The sequence below is a fragment of the Methanohalophilus sp. WG1-DM genome, assembly GCF_004104135.1.
GTDB lineage: Archaea > Halobacteriota > Methanosarcinia > Methanosarcinales > Methanosarcinaceae > Methanohalophilus > Methanohalophilus euhalobius.
Map to the genome: position 1 here is coordinate 1 of NZ_RRBA01000019.1, position 18,829 is coordinate 18,829.

The 18,829-nt window shown below is 43.8% G+C and carries 20 protein-coding genes and 1 rRNA gene; 10 read left to right on the top strand and 11 right to left on the bottom strand.

Translation table 11 applies throughout. From position 1 onward, the window contains the following. Both rrf and CI957_RS09635 read left to right on the top strand, forming a co-directional pair. Positions 1-86, top strand: a 5S ribosomal RNA gene (gene rrf / locus CI957_RS09630); the annotation flags it as partial. Positions 87-460: 374 nt separating this feature from the next. Further along, the gene (locus tag CI957_RS09635) at positions 461-709 is read left to right on the top strand and encodes a hypothetical protein (RefSeq protein WP_241646078.1); all 249 of its coding nucleotides are present in this window, start codon (positions 461-463) and stop codon (positions 707-709) included. Positions 710-732: 23 nt separating this feature from the next. Here the strand turns inward: CI957_RS09635 and CI957_RS09640 are convergent, their stop codons facing one another. The 4 genes from CI957_RS09640 to CI957_RS09655 form a co-directional block, all read right to left on the bottom strand. Beyond that, a complete protein-coding gene (locus CI957_RS09640) occupies positions 733-1,083 on the bottom strand; it encodes a nascent polypeptide-associated complex protein (RefSeq protein ID WP_105460220.1) in 351 nt (116 codons plus the stop codon). Between the two features lie 52 nt (positions 1,084-1,135). After that, positions 1,136-1,459 carry an iron-sulfur cluster assembly accessory protein gene (locus CI957_RS09645; RefSeq protein ID WP_105460221.1) on the bottom strand — a complete coding sequence of 108 codons (324 nt, stop codon included), beginning with the start codon at positions 1,457-1,459 and terminating at the stop codon, positions 1,136-1,138. A gap of 97 nt (positions 1,460-1,556) precedes the next feature. Further along, on the bottom strand, positions 1,557-2,618 hold the full coding sequence (locus CI957_RS09650) for a hypothetical protein (RefSeq protein WP_105460222.1): 1,062 nt from the start codon (positions 2,616-2,618) through the stop codon (positions 1,557-1,559). A gap of 20 nt (positions 2,619-2,638) precedes the next feature. Next, the gene (locus CI957_RS09655) at positions 2,639-3,409 is read right to left on the bottom strand and encodes an RAD55 family ATPase (RefSeq protein WP_128754754.1); all 771 of its coding nucleotides are present in this window, start codon (positions 3,407-3,409) and stop codon (positions 2,639-2,641) included. A 98-nt stretch (positions 3,410-3,507) separates the two neighbouring features. Here CI957_RS09655 and hisI point away from each other — a divergent pair, with 98 nt between their 5' ends. From hisI to CI957_RS09680, 5 genes are all read left to right on the top strand, one after another. After that, positions 3,508-3,870 carry a phosphoribosyl-AMP cyclohydrolase gene (gene hisI, locus CI957_RS09660; RefSeq protein WP_105460224.1) on the top strand — a complete coding sequence of 121 codons (363 nt, stop codon included), beginning with the start codon at positions 3,508-3,510 and terminating at the stop codon, positions 3,868-3,870. 52 nt (positions 3,871-3,922) lie between these two features. After that, positions 3,923-5,749 (top strand): PINc/VapC family ATPase, encoded by a 1,827-nt coding sequence (locus CI957_RS09665; RefSeq protein ID WP_105460225.1) that lies wholly within the window; start codon positions 3,923-3,925, stop codon positions 5,747-5,749. Positions 5,750-5,920: 171 nt separating this feature from the next. Beyond that, positions 5,921-7,213 carry a UDP-glucose/GDP-mannose dehydrogenase family protein gene (locus tag CI957_RS09670; protein WP_105460226.1) on the top strand — a complete coding sequence of 431 codons (1,293 nt, stop codon included), beginning with the start codon at positions 5,921-5,923 and terminating at the stop codon, positions 7,211-7,213. Between the two features lie 45 nt (positions 7,214-7,258). Continuing rightward, positions 7,259-7,867: an imidazole glycerol phosphate synthase subunit HisH gene (gene hisH / locus CI957_RS09675; RefSeq protein ID WP_105460366.1), complete on the top strand. Its 609-nt coding sequence runs from the start codon at positions 7,259-7,261 to the stop codon at positions 7,865-7,867. A gap of 9 nt (positions 7,868-7,876) precedes the next feature. Beyond that, positions 7,877-9,196 carry an AIR synthase-related protein gene (locus CI957_RS09680; RefSeq protein ID WP_128754755.1) on the top strand — a complete coding sequence of 440 codons (1,320 nt, stop codon included), beginning with the start codon at positions 7,877-7,879 and terminating at the stop codon, positions 9,194-9,196. On the opposite strand, the gene CI957_RS09685 is transcribed toward CI957_RS09680, so the two are convergent. Both CI957_RS09685 and CI957_RS09690 read right to left on the bottom strand, forming a co-directional pair. After that, positions 9,197-10,498 carry a nodulation protein NfeD gene (locus CI957_RS09685; protein WP_096712130.1) on the bottom strand — a complete coding sequence of 434 codons (1,302 nt, stop codon included), beginning with the start codon at positions 10,496-10,498 and terminating at the stop codon, positions 9,197-9,199. It abuts the gene before it with no gap. A gap of 9 nt (positions 10,499-10,507) precedes the next feature. Then, positions 10,508-11,275, bottom strand: coding sequence for a slipin family protein (locus CI957_RS09690; RefSeq protein ID WP_096712129.1), 768 nt, complete (start codon positions 11,273-11,275; stop codon positions 10,508-10,510). Between the two features lie 185 nt (positions 11,276-11,460). On the opposite strand from CI957_RS09690, the gene CI957_RS09695 reads away from it, so the two are divergent. Continuing rightward, positions 11,461-13,593 carry a DHH family phosphoesterase gene (locus CI957_RS09695; RefSeq protein ID WP_128754756.1) on the top strand — a complete coding sequence of 711 codons (2,133 nt, stop codon included), beginning with the start codon at positions 11,461-11,463 and terminating at the stop codon, positions 13,591-13,593. Positions 13,594-13,601: 8 nt separating this feature from the next. On the opposite strand, the gene CI957_RS09700 is transcribed toward CI957_RS09695, so the two are convergent. The 4 genes from CI957_RS09700 to CI957_RS11275 all read right to left on the bottom strand — a co-directional run bounded on the left by CI957_RS09700 (position 13,602) and on the right by CI957_RS11275 (position 15,580). Then, positions 13,602-14,213 carry an orotate phosphoribosyltransferase-like protein gene (locus CI957_RS09700; RefSeq protein WP_096712127.1) on the bottom strand — a complete coding sequence of 204 codons (612 nt, stop codon included), beginning with the start codon at positions 14,211-14,213 and terminating at the stop codon, positions 13,602-13,604. Between the two features lie 55 nt (positions 14,214-14,268). Then, positions 14,269-14,745 carry an NOB1 family endonuclease gene (locus CI957_RS09705; protein WP_128754757.1) on the bottom strand — a complete coding sequence of 159 codons (477 nt, stop codon included), beginning with the start codon at positions 14,743-14,745 and terminating at the stop codon, positions 14,269-14,271. Between the two features lie 236 nt (positions 14,746-14,981). Next, the gene (locus CI957_RS09710; RefSeq protein WP_164909090.1) at positions 14,982-15,158 is read right to left on the bottom strand and encodes a hypothetical protein; all 177 of its coding nucleotides are present in this window, start codon (positions 15,156-15,158) and stop codon (positions 14,982-14,984) included. 41 nt (positions 15,159-15,199) lie between these two features. Next, positions 15,200-15,580 (bottom strand): gas vesicle protein GvpD, encoded by a 381-nt coding sequence (locus CI957_RS11275; protein WP_105460232.1) that lies wholly within the window; start codon positions 15,578-15,580, stop codon positions 15,200-15,202. Between the two features lie 134 nt (positions 15,581-15,714). Here CI957_RS11275 and CI957_RS09720 point away from each other — a divergent pair, with 134 nt between their 5' ends. Beyond that, positions 15,715-16,497: an NAD+ synthase gene (locus CI957_RS09720; RefSeq protein WP_128754758.1), complete on the top strand. Its 783-nt coding sequence runs from the start codon at positions 15,715-15,717 to the stop codon at positions 16,495-16,497. Between the two features lie 2 nt (positions 16,498-16,499). Here CI957_RS09720 and CI957_RS09725 read toward each other — a convergent pair whose 3' ends face one another. After that, the gene (locus CI957_RS09725) at positions 16,500-17,780 is read right to left on the bottom strand and encodes a tRNA(Ile)(2)-agmatinylcytidine synthase (RefSeq protein ID WP_128754764.1); all 1,281 of its coding nucleotides are present in this window, start codon (positions 17,778-17,780) and stop codon (positions 16,500-16,502) included. Between the two features lie 66 nt (positions 17,781-17,846). On the opposite strand from CI957_RS09725, the gene CI957_RS09730 reads away from it, so the two are divergent. Continuing rightward, positions 17,847-18,806, top strand: a complete 960-nt coding sequence (locus CI957_RS09730) for a transcriptional regulator (RefSeq protein WP_096712122.1) — start codon at positions 17,847-17,849, stop codon at positions 18,804-18,806. Positions 18,807-18,829 lie beyond the last annotated feature (23 nt).

The window sequence follows — 18,829 nt, forward strand, 5'->3', positions numbered from 1 at the left end:
ATCCCGAACACAGAAGATAAGCCTGCCAGCGTTGTATACTGTACTAAAGTGCGAGAGCCTTTGGGAACTATGCATCGCTGCTGACTCAACTTATTGACTTTTACTAATTCTCTATATTTTTTCTTAATTATGCTATCTGCAATATCTTTCCTCCTACTATCAACTCGCTAGATAAATCAATACCAAATCTCCAATTTTATTACAGCCTGATGCTGAAGGGAAGATTAGAGGAAGAGGATTTAGATAGATTGGATATAGAACTATCTTTAAACTAGGGGTAGTTTCGTGACAATATCATCAATTATTTTTGTTTATAATGCAGATAGTGGACTGTTGAATGAGATGAAAGATTATGTCCATAAAATAGTTTCTATATCTTCTGATGAAATGAATAAACGGAACTGGCAGTAATGTAGGTAGGATCTGTTGCCTATCCAGTAGGTTTTACTGTGTAACTTTCGTGAAAGTAATTATTGAGGACAATTCTCAACAAATCCTTGGGATTCACATTATAGGGCTTCAGGTATCCGTACTTATACATCAGATAATTCCCTTGATGTATGTGGATGGCCCCCAGACTCATCCGCTTGTACATTCAATGGATATACATCCTTCCCTGAGTGAAGTTGTAAAAAGAGCTTTTTATTATCAATACTCCATAGGGGAGTATCATATGATCGTTAAGGAAAAAGAGCTTGAAAAATCCTAAAATCGGAAGACTGCCCTCCTTTTTTAGGAGGACAGCTGCATAATTGCTTCGGCCAAGTCGCCGTTGGCATTTTTGAGAGTTTCTTTTGCTTTTTCTTCAGACACACCTGTTTGTTCGGTAACAAGTCTGACATCATCCTCTGGGATTTCAACTTCCCTTGCTACTTCCTCAGGAGTGCCGACGATCTGGTATGTGTCGACTCCCTGTGCATTCATTATGCTTACGTTTGCATCATTGAATACAATATCTTTGTCAGGGGTACGGATGATTACCTGCTCCACATCGGAAATTTCATCTACACTAATTCCCATCTGTTTCATCATCTGTTTCATCTTTTTTGGGTTCATACCCTTGCCGCCCATTCCTGGAATCATATATCATATCTCCTTTAAAGGATGATGTCTATTACTTGCAGTTATATATAAATTAGTGGCAGCCACTGCCGCATGAACTGCATCCACTCATTTCACTGGGATTGTCGATGACAAATCCATTGCCTTGAGGGGTTTCTATGAAGTCGACTGTGGCTTCGGAAAGTTCTTCATTGATGTCATTTGCCATCACGATCTTGATTTCTTTGTCGGTGACAGTAACATCATCTTCTTTGGTTTCATTGTCAAGTGCCATACCGTACTGTACACCACTGCAACCCATCCCTGCGACAAAAATTCTCAATGCGTGGTCTTTCTTGTCTTCCGATTCCATCAGGGTTGTAAGTTCTGTTGCTGCTTTTTCTGTTATCTCTATCATGTGTTTTCTCCTTTAAGGGTTCGCTATGGTTACCATTAGCATTGGGTTATATATATAAATTTTTCCTATAAATATTGTTCGCTCAAATAGGAACGATTTACATTATTTCCACATCATTATCGACCGGATTCAACAATACTTCCCCATTAGTAGCGTTTATATCCACCGAATTCCTTTTACCCTTTGCTTCCCATACGGGCAAATACACCATCTCAATTTTCATCTCAATCTCTTTTTTGGAAGGAGAAATCCGTTTGTGTTCGGAAATTATAGCTTCACCTATAGTGTTATCGAATTTGACATCCCTGGTGTACTGATCAATTATTCTTTCAAAGATGGCTTTGGTGGCCTCTTCTTTTGTAACAATTGGGGCTTTGACCTCATAGTCGTTGACTTCTACCTCTGTCTGATTACTTATTTCAGGCAGCTCTAAATCCTCAAAAATTTCATTCATTGAGTTAAAGTACCCCTCTCCATCGCCTTCTATGTCTATTATCTTGGATCTGAATTGTCTCTGTGCCTGAATCTCATAAGTATATTTCCACAAAGGTACAAACTTGAGTGCCGCATTTGTGACATCTCTTTGATGTGGTTTTGCAATTGAGATCGCACGCTCTCCGGTAATATTCACAGGGGCACTGCGCAGGTCGATCACCTTGTTTTCAACTGAAGGTATTGTTTCAACATCAGATTTCACTTCAGGTTTGCTTTCAATTGTTCTATTTTCCACTTCATTCTTGGTGCCAGTAAACACATTTGGTTTCTTTTTCTTGTCATCAGCGATGATATATTCTTCCGTGGCTTTTTCTACAGGGGCACTTTGTTTTCCCAGTTCAATACTTTCCCCCTCGATGTCTGCCAGCACAGCGTTACCGATCTGGTATGCAAGTTCTTCCCTGTCCCATACAATAACCCCCTTTTTCTTTGCATATTCAATTTGTTCCTCAGGAGCATTTCCTGGTGTTACTATAAGGCCGGCCCCATCGCGGATGTTGTATGCAAAATCTTCAATATATGATGTATTCAGGAGATTGCTGAATTTTATGTACATTTTTTTTTCATCTTTTTCTGCGATTAAGTCAGCGATACTGGAGTCCACTATCCTGTATCCAGATGATGTGAAAATGTCCTTCAATATTTGTGTAACGTTTTGTTTCATATTTCCACCAATTTATATTATTAATTATTAAGTGCCCCGGTAGTAGTTTCAAGTTCAATTCCCTTCTCGGTTACATTGTAGGGAATCGTCCGGTTTAAGGGGATCATACCTCTCATCTTGCGAATCAATATGGATCTTTCTATCTCGCTTCCCCTTTTCCGCATTCTGAATTCAATGACACCGTCACAGACATTTTTCAGATTATTTTCAACTATATTGTCATGCATGCCAGCGGTCATTATTATTAGATGGACGGCACCTGTAGCTTTTCCTACAGATGATATTATCTCAATTGTATCTACTACATTATTAAGCTCATAAGCTCGCAGGAAATAAGATATGGAATCTATAATTCCCCTGTATTTTTCTTTTCTCTCTTGTGTAGCAGTTGCTTTGAGAAGATTCATAGGATCGGTATCTTGTTTTATGAAATCTTTCGCAGAAAGGGATTCTGAATATGATTTTGGGAGAACATTATAAAAGCGAAGGCTGTAGGTGTCTACGAAATTCATAGTTCCGCTTTCAATGTAATCTTCTATGTTCCATCCAAAAATTTTCATTTCAGAGGTTATTTCGGAGACCGGTTGTTCTGATGTCAGGTAATAAACATTTTCCTCATCAGTTAGCCCCCCATAAGCAAACTGCTGGGCAAATATTTCAGAGCTGGCTCCGGGTTCTGCAAGTAAAAGAATCGTACTTCCCCCGGGCACTCCTCCCCCCAGTTGCACATCAAGTCCCAGCATTCCTGTACGTAATTTTTGTGCCCTGTTTTCATTAAAAGCGTAATCCATGTAATCACCCAATATTAATTATAAATTTAAATCTCCAATCTTTTTATATATTCATTCCTCTTAGTTTTTATAGTTATAGTTTTATTTACGGTGATTCGATGATAACTTTAGATGACCTGAAATTCAAAGATAACCTTATTCCGGCAATTGTGCAGGATCATGAGAACGGGGATGTATTGATGTTTGCATACATGAATCGTGAATCTCTTAAAAAAACCCTTGATAGCGGTATTGCACACTACTGGAGCCGCAGTCGTGGGAAGTTGTGGAAAAAGGGGGAGAGTTCCGGGAACATTCAACATGTAAAGGACATTCTTGTGGATTGTGATATGGACACCCTGCTTTTGAAAGTAAGGCAGGATGGGGGTGCATGTCATGTGGGTTACAGGTCATGCTTTTACAGGAATATTACTGGAGATATAGTGGGTAAAAAGGTCTTTGATCCCGATGATGTCTACTGATCCGTACTTATGATGCAATTAAATTAAATATCTTCGTATCATAGCAATAATTATGGATAATCCTAAAGCTCTGAAGATCGTACCCGATACAAGCGTAGTTATAGATGGTCGTATTTCCCAAAAGGTGAAGGAGGGAGAGTACAGGGGATCAAAGATACTGATTCCCGAAGCTGTAGTGGCCGAACTGGAAGCCCAGGCTAACAGGGGGCTTGAGATCGGGCAAAAGGGGTTGGAAGAGCTTAATCAGCTTAACCAGTTTGAACAGGAAGGTCTTATAGAGCTTGATTTTGTGGGAGAGCGCCCCAATCTTGAGCAAGTGCAACTTGCAAAGGGGGGGGAAATAGATGCCCTTATACGATCAACTGCAGAGGATTTTGATGCGCTTTTTGTTACGGGGGACAGGCTCCAGGCGGATTTTGGTCGTGCCAGGGGGTTGGAGGTGGAGTACATTCATCCACCATCGGCTGAGTTTATTCCTCTGCACATAGAGAGTTTCTTCACTGATGACACGATGTCGGTACACCTGAAAAACAAAGTATCCCCGATGGGCAAAAGAGGCAGTATTGGGGACGTGAGATTTGAAAAAATCCGTGATGAACCCTGCAGCTATGGTGAACTGCATCAAATGTCCAGAGAACTTCTGGAGAGAGCCCGGGCTGACAATGAATCTTTCATTGAAATGTCTACGGGAGGAGCTTCCGTTCTGCAGATTCGCAATATGAGGATTGCTATTTCCCAGACACCCTTCTCGGATGATATTGAAATTACCGCTGTGCGTCCGGTAGCTTCTGTGAAATTCGATGAGTACAGGCTCAGTGAGAAGCTTAAGAAACGTGTGGATATGCAGAGAGGCGTCCTGATCTCAGGCCCTCCCGGTGCGGGAAAATCAACTTTTGCAGCCGGGCTTGCTATATATTTGCATGAAAGTGGTTATGTTGTAAAGACTATGGAATCTCCCCGGGATCTTCAGGTGCCTCGTGAGATTACCCAGTATGCTCCGCTGGACGATGATATGGCCAATACGGCAGATGTCCTCTTGCTTGTGAGGCCGGATTATACGATTTATGATGAGGTAAGAAAAAGTCGGGATTTCGGTATTTTTGCTGACATGAGGCTTGCTGGGGTTGGCATGGTCGGTGTAGTACATGCCAACAGGGCAGTAGATGCCGTACAGCGTCTGATAGGAAGGGTTGAGCTGGGCGTGATTCCGCAGGTAGTGGATACAGTTGTATTTATTGAAAAAGGAGAAGTTGCAAAGGTCCAGATACTGGATTTCACTGTAAAGGTTCCTTCTGGTATGACCGAAGCTGATCTTGCAAGACCGGTAATCACAGTGTCGGATTTTGAAACAGGCAAAGTCGAATATGAGATTTACACCTATGGTGAGCAGGTAGTTGTGATGCCTGTTGCCCTGGAATTCAAGAAACCTGCCTGGAACCTGGCCGAAGGTGAAATACGTGAGGTTGTGGAAAATTATGCCAGTGGTCCGGTAGAAGTGGAAATGATAAATGATAGTAAGGCTGTTGTCAAGGTCTTTGAACATGATGTCCCAAAGGTAATAGGAAAGGGAGGTTCTGTGATTGATCGCATTGAAAAAATGCTGGGGGTACACATCGATGTACGCCAGTTTGACGGTTCGTCCAAAAAAGAATCCCCTATGGAAGTCAGGCCCGTTGTCGAACATACGAAGAAACACGTTGTCCTTTCAGCTCCGGAGCTGGCCAAGACTGATGTGGAGGTTTTTGTCGGTGAGCAATATCTTTTCACTGCAACCGTAAGCAGGCACGGTGATATCAAGGTGCGTAAAGGTTCACCGATTGCCGATGAGATTGTTGATGGGATCGATGAGGGTTACCCTGTATTAATAAAAACACTATAAATTCAATTGTTATATTTCTGAATATACGGTGTTTAACCCTTCGGGTTACATATCCCTTTTTGATATGACCCAATCCTTTTATTCTGATGTTTCCTTCGTGTCTTTTTTACCCGGCAAACCATCATCCTAATATATAATTATCAACAATTTACACAGCCGGGAGTTATTGTTATGAAAGTCTCTATTATAGGTTCAGGTTATGTGGGTTCGGTTACAGCAGCCTGTTTTGCCGAACTGGGTCACGAAGTCATCTGTATAGACATTGATGAAGAAAGGGTAAGGCAACTCAATGATGGTTATCCCCCTGTCTGGGAAGAGGGGTTGGAAGACCTTATGAACAAACATGTGGGCAAACGCCTGATCGCCACTTCTGATTATGATTATGCTGTACAGAACTCGGATATATCTTTTATTTGTGTGGGCACCCCTTCCTCAGATAACGGTGAGATTGACCTTTCGATAGTCGCCGCTGCAAGTAAGAGTCTTGGGGAATCAATTGCTTCCAAAAATGCTTATCATACCGTAGTGGTGAAAAGTACGGTTGTACCCGGTACAACAGAAGGGGTAGTTCGTTCCATTCTGGAGGACTATTCCGGACATAAGGCGGGAGATACTCTCGGGCTTGCCATGAATCCCGAATTCCTGCGTGAAGGCCGTGCTGTTCATGATTTCCTGAATCCCGATAAAATAGTGGTAGGCTCCCTTGACAGACGTTCCGATTCCCTGGTATCCGGTCTTTACAGGGATATTGATTGTGAGGTTACCAGCGTAAATATACGTACAGCAGAAATGATCAAGTACGTGAATAATGCTTTTCTGGCCACCAAGATATCTTTTGCCAATGAGGTGGGCAACATCTGTAAACGCCTGGGTATTGATACCTATCAGGTAATGGATGCTGTAGGCAGGGATTTCCGTATCAATCCGGCTTTCCTGAACAGTGGGGCGGGGTTTGGCGGTTCATGTTTCCCCAAGGATGTCCGTGCCCTGATTGGAAGTGCAAAGGACCTGGATTATTATCCATCCCTGCTGGAATCAGTAATCGAAGTAAATGAACTGCAACCTCTCCAGATGGTTGAGATTCTCGAGGATAAACTACCGGATATCAAAAATAAAAGGATTGCCGTGCTGGGTCTGGCTTTCAAGAACGATACTGATGATATACGTCATTCCCGCTCGATTCCCGTTATCAGGAAATTGCTGGAAAAAGGAGCGGATATCCATGCCTATGATCCTCTTGCCTCTGATAACATGAAAAAAGTCTTTCCCGACATCACCTATGCATCCAGTGCACAGGAAACTCTTGAGGGTGCACATGCTTGCCTGCTGATGACTGAATGGGATGAGTTCAGAAAACTTAACACTGAATTTGATTCGATGGACAGGAAACTCCTGATAGACGGTCGCTATCTTCTCAATCCTGAAGAACTGGATGATGTGGAGTATGAGGGGTTATGCTGGTGAGCATTGTTCGATACATTGATGTATCAAAACCCTTTTTTATCTGACATGAAACAAATAACAATCATTGATTATGGCCTTGGCAATCTCAGGAGTGTCCGGAAAGGGCTGGAACATGCCAAAGCTTCTGTAAATATCTCTATAGACCCGGAAGATATCGAGAACAGTGATGGGGTCGTGTTGCCCGGAGTAGGGGCGTTCAGTGATGCCATGCGCAACATTGAGCCTTTCCTGGATGTTCTTTATGATTATGTTGAATCAGGCAAACCCCTGCTTGGCATTTGTCTGGGTCACCAGATGCTTATGACAAATTCCGAGGAAGGAGGTATGCGGGATGGGCTGGGGTTCATTCCCGGTAATGTTGTTCGTTTTCCCCACAGTAAACTTAAAGTTCCACATATGGGATGGAATTCTCTTCATATAACACAGCAACATCCTATCTATGAGGGCATTGAGAATGATTCCTATGTCTATTTTGTGCATTCCTATTATGTGAGTACGGATGATGATCATACTCTTGCTTCCTGCGAGTATGGTGTGGAGTTTGCGGCATCCGTTGTTAACGAGAGAGGTAATGTAATAGGAACCCAGTTCCATCCGGAGAAAAGCGGTGAAGTAGGGTTGAGGATGTTGAGTAACTTTGTTAAAATGTGCTGAGGATTAATCATGGATATTGAAGGCTATGCCAGGCATGCCCTGCTTCGTGGAGAAGATGGAATTGCCGAAAAACTCGCAGAACGTATTATGGAAATAAAGAACACCGACAGACAACATGCTATTGCACTGGCAAAAGCAGCCATTGAAGAAGCCAGAGCAACCCTGGATGTAAAGGGAGATGTACTATCCCCGATCACTTCAGGCGTAACTATGGGTCAGTTCGGGGTAGGTTCCAGGGGCACAGGCGATTTCTATGCCCATGAAAAAATTGCTGAGGTAATAGGTAGCACCAAAGCTGCAGTAGACAGCACCCATCTGGATGATTCCGGAGCTGTGCAGATGGAAGGAGGGGATTTCCTCATAGTCACAATCGATGGCATTCATTCCAGATTGAGTGATTTTCCTTTCCTTGCAGGTTTCCATGTAGCCCGGGCTTCTTTGAGGGATGTTTATGTAATGGGTTCCAGGCCCCTTGCCCTGCTTTCGGATATCCATGTGGCCGATGACGGGGATGTAGCAAAGATATTCGACCATGTCGCAGGTATCACTGCAGTATCGGAACTTACAGACATCCCTCTTGTGACCGGAAGTACCCTGCGTATTGGAGGGGATATGGTAATCGGAGATCGAATGACCGGTGGTGTCGGTGCTGTGGGTGTCGCTTCCGCGATGACTGCAAGGGAGAGGGCCGATATCGGGGATGTGATTCTCATGACCGAAGGTGCAGGCGGCGGAACTATTTCCACAACCGCTCTCTATTACGGGATGCATGATGTGGTGGATGAGACCATCAATATCAAATTCCTCCAGGCATGCGAGGCACTCCTTGAAAAAGACCTGGATAAAAAAGTACATGCCATGACCGATGTTACCAACGGAGGGGTACGCGGTGATGCCAAGGAAATCTCAAGGACTGCAGGAGTCAAGCTCGTCTTTGAAGAGGAAAATATGCGTGGGCTCGTAAATCCCCGGGTCTTAGGTATGCTTGAAAGCCTCAATATAGATTATCTGGGTGTATCACTGGACTCCCTTCTCTTGATAGTCCCTCCTGAACACGAGCAGGAAATTCTTGAAACCGTTCAAAATGCCGGTGTCGATATTGCAACAGTTGGTTATGTTGAAAAAGGACAAGGTGCCGAGCTTGTGATTGACGGCCAGCGCCGGGACTTCACGCCACGTTTCCGTGAATCTGCCTATACACCAATTAAGAAGATGGTCGGAGATACAACTCCCGATGATTTCGAAGCAATGTGCAAAGCGATTGACCGGGCGGCTGAAGAGGCTATATCCAAAAAGAGACATATTGTGGAGATGTTGGGGAAGCAGTGATTACTTCCCCTTAAACTTACGTACAATGAGTACGGGTCCGTCTTTTTCCAGTATTTCCACTTTTTCTTCCGGGTTGATGGTGTCTTCAGAGCGGGCTTTCCAGTATTCTCCGCTATATCGTACATAACCCGGGCTCCCTTCGGATATTGGATCTATAGCCTCGGCAATTTCACCGTTCATTTCTTCACCAATAATTGGCTTGCGTCCCTTGGCCTGTACTACTTTGTATATTGCAAAGGCAAAGAATAGTCCGATTATTATTGTGGGTATAACAATATAGAACATCATACTCCTCTGTACGTCTGCCGGTGTATACCAGCGAGGGAAATCCATGGGTATCAGGAATATACTGCCTGCTATCAGGCACACAATCCCTGCAATACCGAATATGCCAAATCCCGGCGCCTGCAATTCGAGAATAAGCAGGACCACCCCCACACCAATCAAAAACAGTGCTGCTACATTGACATCAAAACCCATTCCAATCAGGCCCAGAGCTATAAGAATTGCACCGAAAATTTCCGCACCTGCTCCCGGGCTGGAAATTCCCAGGACAATGGCATAAATGCCTATCATTAGCAGCAGGGAAGAAATAATGGGATTGGAAATTATGTTCATGAGGTACAGGTTCAGGCCTGGCTCATAATTGACAATATTCGCACCAGAGGTGTTGAGTTGCCTGTTCTTGATAGTTTCTCCGTCCACCTGTTCAAGCAGATCGGGGATATCTTCTGCTATATACTCGACAACATTGTTGTTTTTTGCTTCCTCAGCGTTTAGGTTGAGATTTTCAGTGATAAATAACTCCGCAGCGGTCACATTCCTGTCATGCTTGCTTGCTTTTTCCTTGGATAGGGCAACGATGGCATTTATTGTCTTAGAATCGTTGATGGGCTCTGAGCCACCGGCAGGCGATGCCTGTACAGGCTGGGCCGAACCAATCACAGTGAATGGTGTCATGGCAGCGATATCGGTGCTGATAAGGATCAGTGTGCCGGCAGACCATGCTTTTGTTCCTTCTGGATATACGTAGCCGATTACAGGCACAGGTGAGGCATCAATGCTTTCTATTATGTTGAGGGTTTCCTGCAGACCTCCTCCAGGGGTATTCAGGGTAATTACAAGTGCCTCATAATCCTCGCTTTCAGCAATTGCCAGTGCATTGTTTACCATATCATCGGATACCGTTGTGATGGAATCTGACATCTCAAGTATCAGTACTTTTTCACAGCTGGCAGTTGATGCGGCTGATATCAATAGTAAAAATGCAAAAAGAAATAGGGAAAGGGTTTTGATCCTCATGGATCACCCTCATTTGTTCTTTGCAGTGAATGCTTCGGTCAGGGCCGCTATATCCCCACTGTCAGAGGTGTTGGTGACTACAATCGTGTTGCCTTCTCTGGCAACTTCGGCTATTGTCTGCAACTCCCTCAGTTTTATTGTAGTTGGGACTTCCTGATAGAGCCTGGCGGCGTCAAGCAATTTCTGGGCAGCCTTGTACTCTCCATCTGAAAGGATAATACGGGACCGTTTCTCACGTTCGGCCTCAGCCTGCTGGGCAATGGCCCGGAGCATCTTTTCATCAACACTCACATCCCTCAGGGTGACCGAGGTAACTTTGATTCCCCATGGATCGGTGGAAGCATCCAGCATCTCCTGTATGTCCTTATTAACCTCCTCTCTTCCAGATAGAACTTCATCAAGTTCGATTCGGCCAACTACATCACGCAGGGTTGTTTGTGCAAGCATTGCGGTTGCATACTTGTAATCCTCAACTTCTGTAACTGCTGACTCGGGTTTGAGGACTTTGTAGTAGATGACTGCATCCACTGCCACTGTAACGTTATCATAGGTGATAACTGCCTGTTTCGGGACATCTATTGTTACGACACGCAGATCTACCTTGACCGCAGTATCGATAATAGGAATTATGAAAAATACACCCGGACCCTTCACTCCGCTAAATCTGCCCAGCCTGAAGATGACCACTCGTTCATATTCTTTTACCACTTTGATGGATTGGGACAGGATTATTACTAATACGATTAATATAGGAATTATATATTCTTCTAATGCCATGCTAAACTCTCCCTTTATGATACTTTGCAAACAATATTTCTAAAAGTTATTGGTTAGATGGATGGAGCAGGTGGAGATCTTACTATTGTAATTCTCTGTAAGTAGATAAATTTAAAATGCCAAATAAAATTCTCTCTTTGCAGCAACCTACATAAACAAGCAGGTCAATCAGCAACACAGATACAATGAAAGAAAAATGCAGTGAATGTGGCGGAACTGGTGCCCGTGAATCCTCTATACAGAAATGTCCTGAATGTAAGGGCTCCGGGAAACCAAAATCAATTAACATTATGGAACTTTCAGAAAAAGATGTAAACAGCTTCCTCAAAGGCAGTTCCGTATGTGAAAAATGCGGTGGTAGCGGGGAAGTTGAAATAAAGGACCCATGTCCTTCCTGCGGAGGAGAAGGATTTCTTTATAGCTGTGACCTATGCGGCAAATCCATCGACCATCTGATAGATGGACGCGAGATATGCAAATCATGCAATGAGGTAAAGGTTGTCCATATGCTGGACGACTCCTGTGACATGAACGAGCTTTCTGTAGGTAAATATTACCACGCAGAGGTAAACAACCTGGCATCATTCGGAGCCTTTGTGAACCTGAATTCCAATCTGCGCGGGTTGATCCATTCAAGCAACATAAAGGCCAAACTTGAACCCGGGGAACGGCTGATCGTAGAGCTAAATGAGATCCGTTCTGACGGGAAAATGGACCTGCTACCACGAAGTGTCGGTGAACATAAGGTCGTAGAAGTCGAAAAGGAAATGCCGGTGCGTATCTCGTCTGAATTGAAGGGTTATGTGGGTAATCTTGTGCGTATTGAAGGAGAGGTGCTCCAGGTCAAACAAACAGGTGGTCCCACCATTTTTGTAATTTCCGATGAAGGCGGTGTAATTCCCTGTGCAGCCTTTGAAAGTGCAGGGGAGCGGGCATATCCGGACATTGATTCGGATATGGTGGTCTCTCTTACAGGAGAGGTCAACCTCAGGGGTGAGGATCTGCAGCTTGAAGTCAAGAGCATGAAGCAGCTCAAAGATGAAAGAGAGCAGACTGTCAGGGAACGTATAGATCGTATACTTGACCAGAGGGCAGAACCTTCGGATATAGAATTCCTTGTCAAAAGCAAGATTCTGGAAGACCTGCGTCCTGCGATGAAAGACGTTGCCCGAATTATCAAAAAAGCCATTCTAAGGTCACGTCCGATCTTGTTGCGCCACCATGCTGATGCTGATGGCATGACTGCAGGTGTGGCCATTGAAAAGGCAATCCTGCCTCTTATTCGTGAAGTCAACGGCCAGGATGGAGAATACTATTTCTACAAACGTGCTCCTTCAAAAGCCCCATTTTATGAGATCATGGATGTGACAAAGGATATTTCCTTTGCTCTTGAAGATGCGGAAAGGCATAACCAGAAACTGCCGCTTGTTGTAATGGTGGATAACGGTTCCACGGAGGAAGACGTACCCGCGATGAGACAGGCATTGATATATGGTATTGATATGGTGGTTGTGGACCATCATCATCCGGATAAGATAGTTGATGATTACCTGCTGGCTCACGTAAACCCTGCTCATGTGGGTGGGGACTTTGGACAGACCGCTGGTATGCTTTCCACAGAGGTTGCAAGGATGATCAATCCTGAAGTCACTGATCAGATAAAACATCTCCCTGCAATCGCTGCTGTGGGGGATCGTTCAGAGGCCGATGAGGCCTATCAGTATATTGATCTTGTATCTTCCAGGTATTCCCTGGAAAATTTGCAGGATATTGCCTTGGCCCTTGATTTTGAAGCCTATTGGTTGAAATTCAACAGTGGAAGGGGAATTGTAAACGATCTTCTCAATTTTGGTGACTCCACCAGGCATAAACAGCTTGTAGATCTGCTGTGTGAGCAGGCACGCACTATGATGGATGAGCAACTTGAGGCATGTATGCCCAATGTCAAATCACAGAAACTGCCCAACGGTGCTATTATGAATGTGCTTGATGTGGAGAATTATGCCCACAAATTCACATTCCCGGCTCCTGGCAAGACCGCCGGGGAAGTCCATGACAGGATTTGCAGGAAAAATGAAGGAAAACCCATCGTTACGATTGGCTATGGGCCGGATTTTGCAGTCATACGGTCCCGCGGGGTTAAGATGAATATCCCTGAAATTGTCAGAAACCTCCATGAGGAAGTTGTCGGTGGAGGGGTGAATGGTGGTGGGCACCTTGTTGTAGGAAGTATCAAATTTGTGGAAGGAATGCGTAAAACAGTCCTATCCAAACTTGTGGAAAAAATAGGTCAGTATGAAGTGGATACGGAGATATAATATCTCCTTCAATCCACTCTTGCCAGTTTGATGAGTGAGTTCACAGGGACTCCGCTGATTGTTTCCGAATTTTTCTTGTCAATAATGACCGCAATTGCCACCGGGTTGGATCCGCTTTTCTTTGTCTGTTCAATTACATCGGTAATCGTTGAGCCAGATGAGACCACATCATCTACAATAATGCAGTTTTTTCCTTTAACATGCCCGAAATTTCTACTAAAAATTCCTGTGTTTTTATTCCTCTCTTTCTGGCTGTCATAACCGTGGAATATAGAAAATTCGACACCCAATTCCTCGGCAATCATGGTGGCCATGGGTACACCGCTTAATCCGATTCCCACTACCATGTCTGCCCTCTGGTCACTTTTATCAAGGGATTCGAGCACCATGTCACACAGGGCCTGTGAAATATAACGCAGGCGGAAAGAGCTTTTACCGATGGCACTCCAGTTGACAGAGATGTCCTTTGGTGCAGGGGCCTCAGCACCTCTTTTACTCCGCATGAGAAGCCATGTAACAGTATCCCTGGAAACATTAAGTTCATTTGCGATCTGGCCGGTAACAAGACCATTGGACTGCAGTTCGACTGCTTTTTGTATAAGTTCTTCTATATTTTTCATTTTATCCCCACGTGCTGTTTTATGCTATTTGTTTCCCTATACATCCTTTCTAATATTATATCTTTCTTTTACGTATTTTCTTGAGGGGGGATCCACAGATGGGGCATTCTTCGCCTCTGTCAAATCTTTTCATGCACCCGGTGCATTTTTTTCCCCAGATTATTTTGTCCTTTATTCTGGATTGGGATATGGGTTCTACCTTTATACCAATCATGCTTGCCACATTCTGCACAGCATAATCATCTGTCATGAGGACAGCATTTTTCCCATATTCCAGAGCTTTTGCCAGCACATCGATATCGGTCCCGGAAAGTTCTTCAAGATCGCCTGTACCTTCTGCCCTGTCCATGATTTTTTTCCTGAATACAGGATCTGGTTGCTCAACTTTTGCCCCGGTTTCAAGGGCGATCAACATTTCCATACTTGTGTATTTTGCCTTCGTTTCATCGATTACTGCAGGTACTGTAACAAGTTGGCGGTCCCTACCCATTCGATTGATGAAAACGCCGGTGTCTGCTATGTAAATTTTCATGAGGCTATATATGTTAAAGGAATATTAAAATTAAGCCCGCCTCTTCAGGATATTATGTCGGTAAGGGGCAAGATTCCTTTAATTTTCAGTCCATCTTCGCCAATATTAATCTCATGGATTTCTTTCTTATGCTTTGAATTGAAGTTCTTGAGAACGATGAGACCTTTTTTTAAATGTATCTTGTCCGCTACATAACGGTTGCTATAGTGCTGTCAGCATGCAAATTTTTGCCCGCTTCACCTATTGTCGCAAGTCCGGATGATATGGTTCCTGCCATCAAGAGTGTGATATTTGCATTTTTCCTTATTTGTAAGATGTATTATTCCATCTGTTACATATCCCAGTGTACTTTCTTCAATTTCCTTTTCTGACATCTCTCCGGTAACAATTACCAGTGAATTCCAATTTTTCATCCTTTTGAAAAATTCATAGTAGAATCTTCTTCTGGTTATTCTTATAAACTGCATCCTATTATTGTAATTGGGTCAATAACGATGATTTCAGGTTTGATTTTTTCAAAGGATTCCTCATGATTCCACATGAAGGAATATATACCCCGATCGAGGGATCTTATGTCAAGGGATATTTGATGTATATTTCCTCTGGAGATCCGGGATACATCATAATGGCTCAGCCTTGACACAAAGTTGTTCACGACTGTGGCAGGTTCGTTGACCGAAGTAACATACAGGCAAACTTTCCCTTCTCTTGCACTTTCACATAATGCCTGCAATGCAAATGTGGTCTTCCCGCTGCCTGCAACACCGGCTACAAGGATTGCAGAAGGACTATTCCAACCTCCCTTGAGTATACTATCGAGGCCCTGGATATGGATGGTGACTTGTTACATTAAATGCTCCTTTGTATATTCATATAAAATATATCTTTTATTTTATTTAAGCCCCACTCTTTCCGGTGTAAATGTATTAATACAATCCGTCCAAATAATGCCACCTCAGGTGGATATAAATGGACATTCTGCAAGCAAAGGAAAGAATAGTAGATTTCATTCGCAAGAAATGTGAAGGTGCCGGTGTAACCGGTTCTGTTGTAGGTATCAGCGGTGGGGTGGATTCTGCACTTGTGGCGCATCTGGCAGTGGAAGCACTTGGTGCTGAGAATGTACTGGGGCTGCATCTGCCTGAACTGAATGTCACACCGCCGGAAGATGTACTGGATGCAACCGAGGTGGCCCATGGACTCGGGATTGAATTCAGGACCATTGATATTGGGGGAATTGTTCAAACATATCTTGCAAATATGCCAGGGTCTGACCCTTCTAACAAATACGTCAACGGCAATCTGAAAGCCAGGATCAGGATGTCTATTCTTTACTATTATGCCAATCTTGGCAGCAGACTTGTGGCAGGTACCGGCAACAAGACCGAAATCTTGCTGGGTTACTATACCAAGTACGGCGACGGCGGGGTGGACCTCGAACCAATCGGGGACCTCTATAAAACTGAAGTTTTCCAAATGGCGGAAATAACAGGTGTTTCCGGCGGAATCATTGACAAATCCCCGTCAGCCGCTCTCTGGGAAGACCAGACAGATGAAAATGAATTGGGGCATTCCTATGATACAATCGACAACATCCTGATAAAAATGCTTGCAGGAGAGGAGGCCGGTGCAGTGGCTTTAGAATGTGGTGTCTCAGAGGCCGAGCTGGACAAACTTCTCCAGCGTGTCGATTCCAATATGCACAAACGAATGATGCCTCCCGTAGGTGACCTTGCAGATATAAGGATCTGAAATTACCTTGAAGGGTGAATATTCTTTCCTTCTTTCCGGATAAGAGGCATTGAAAGATGTCTGCGGGCACAGGGGGGGACCTCATGCATTCCGGTTTTTATTCCTCTTTCAACTTTAGATTTTGTGGCTATATATGCCCGTGTTTTGCAACGCCTGCATCGATATCCCTGTCCCTTGCCGGCAGATTTCATACTCTTCCCACATTTAGGGCACAGGGGGTTGACCTTCCTGTATTTTTCCTCAAGTTCTATCACATCAATTTTTTCAATATTGAGTGTTTTATTCTTGACACTTCCATGTAGTGTGATATGATCTCCCGGGATAAGTTTACGAACAAGTTCACGAAAGTTTTTTGTGGGTTCAAAAGCGGCACATTCCATTTCCTCTCCCTCTTTGTCCCTGAAAAGGAATAGGGTATGCCCTCCTTCAATTGTACGGGGAATTGAAGCTACAAATCCCTGGATTATGTATGATTCCATGTCCTGCAGTTTACTGATGCTTTCTGCTGGAATCAGATGCATATCAGTTCCCTGATTTGTCTTATAGATTGCACATCTTTCGGTAACTTCTCCCTCTATCATGGAGGCGGCATGGGAAACATATTCGGGCGTTTGTCCCCGAATGCCATACAGGACAGGGTCTGGTGAATGAGGTATGCAGACTACCAGATTGTTTGTAATATCACGGTTGTCCCATGTATGGGGATAGGTGGCATCATCTGCCCGGATAACGCTATTTTCATTTACAAATCGCTGTGTGCCCCATGCTTCTTTCCGCCTGTAGGAGAGGTATTCATAAGTGTGGTCCCACTCTTCTTCCAGCATGGCACCACAGGCGGCCAATGCTCCTATCAGACCACGGCTGTTTTTGTACCCTCTGGCATCAAGTTCGTATTTTTCAATGATCCCCTTTGCTTCCTGGATGGTGATTACGTGTTGCACAGCGCGTTTGAAAAAGGTGGTCAGAACAGTCTTAACTTCATTATTATTATTGTTTTCGAGAAAGACCACCCCCGGATTTGTATTTTCATCCTCCATCTGTGCCAGTTCTTCTATTCTCTGTATTACATGTTTTTTGATCTTTTCAGGTTCAGATGTTTCTATTTTGATCGCAACTGCAGCATTACCCCGTGTTTTGAAGGGTATGGTGGGATTCAACCTTATAAGCAGGGGCAGACCGGCGGGTTTACCATATACTTTAAGTTCATCCATCAATAGAGCACCAAGGTATGTGGTGCACATCCCAAGACTGCGGGAATCTGTATCATCAAAGCTTATGATCATGTTTTTCAATCATGCATTTGTGGGTAGATATATTTATATAGATGTGCAAGGACATTATAGTTTGTCATGACAAAAGACATTCTAATACATCAAATCATTGATGTACTGGAAAAGAGTAATTTTACTGTATCTAGCCGCTGTAACATTAGACCTCGTAGTTTTGATCTGGCAGCAAGGCAGGATGATGTACTTCTTTTCTGTAAGGCATTATATAATATTGATAGCCTGAATGAAGAAACAGCATCTGAAATGAAAGCATTGGCAGGATATCTCGGTGGTACTCCGATGCTGATTGGGGCAAAAACGCGTGATCAGATGCTTGAAGATAGCGTAGTCTATGTCCGGTATGAGATTCCTGCTCTTAATGTCCAGACTCTATATGATTATTTTGTAGAAGGTATACCTCCTCTGATTTCAGCGGCTCCCGGGGGTCTCTATGTTTCCATTGATGGTGATGTGCTGCGGGATGCCAGAAGTCAACTTTCGATGTCCATTGGTTCCCTGGCGTCACATCTGGGAGTATCCCGGCGTACCATCAGTAAATATGAGGAAGGCTGTATGGATGCTTCCATTGATGTTGTACTCGAACTGGAAGAGTTGCTTGATGTGGCGCTTGCAAAATCCATTGATATTTTGGGTCCGTTTCACCGTTCCCGTCAGGAAACTGATGAAAATGGCACCTTGCACCCTCCTACAAATGGTATCCTGAGTTTCATTTACGGGCTAGGCTATGATGTACTTTCAATATCCCAGGCACCTTTTAATGCAGTTTCCAGGGACTGTTCCACTACTTTCCTTACCGGAGTAAGTAAATACAGCAATGCGATGGTAAAGCGAGCTCATTTGATGAGCAATATATCTACCATCACACGTACAAGATCGGTTTATATCATTGAAGGAGAAAGTAAAATTACATCGGTAGAACACACAGTCCTGATTGAAAGAAAGGAATTGGATTCTCTTTCTGATTCAGAGGAATTGGATGACCTTATAAGCGAAAGAGCCAGTGAGAGTGTTGATTATTGATTTTCGTATTGTTTTTTCCAAAA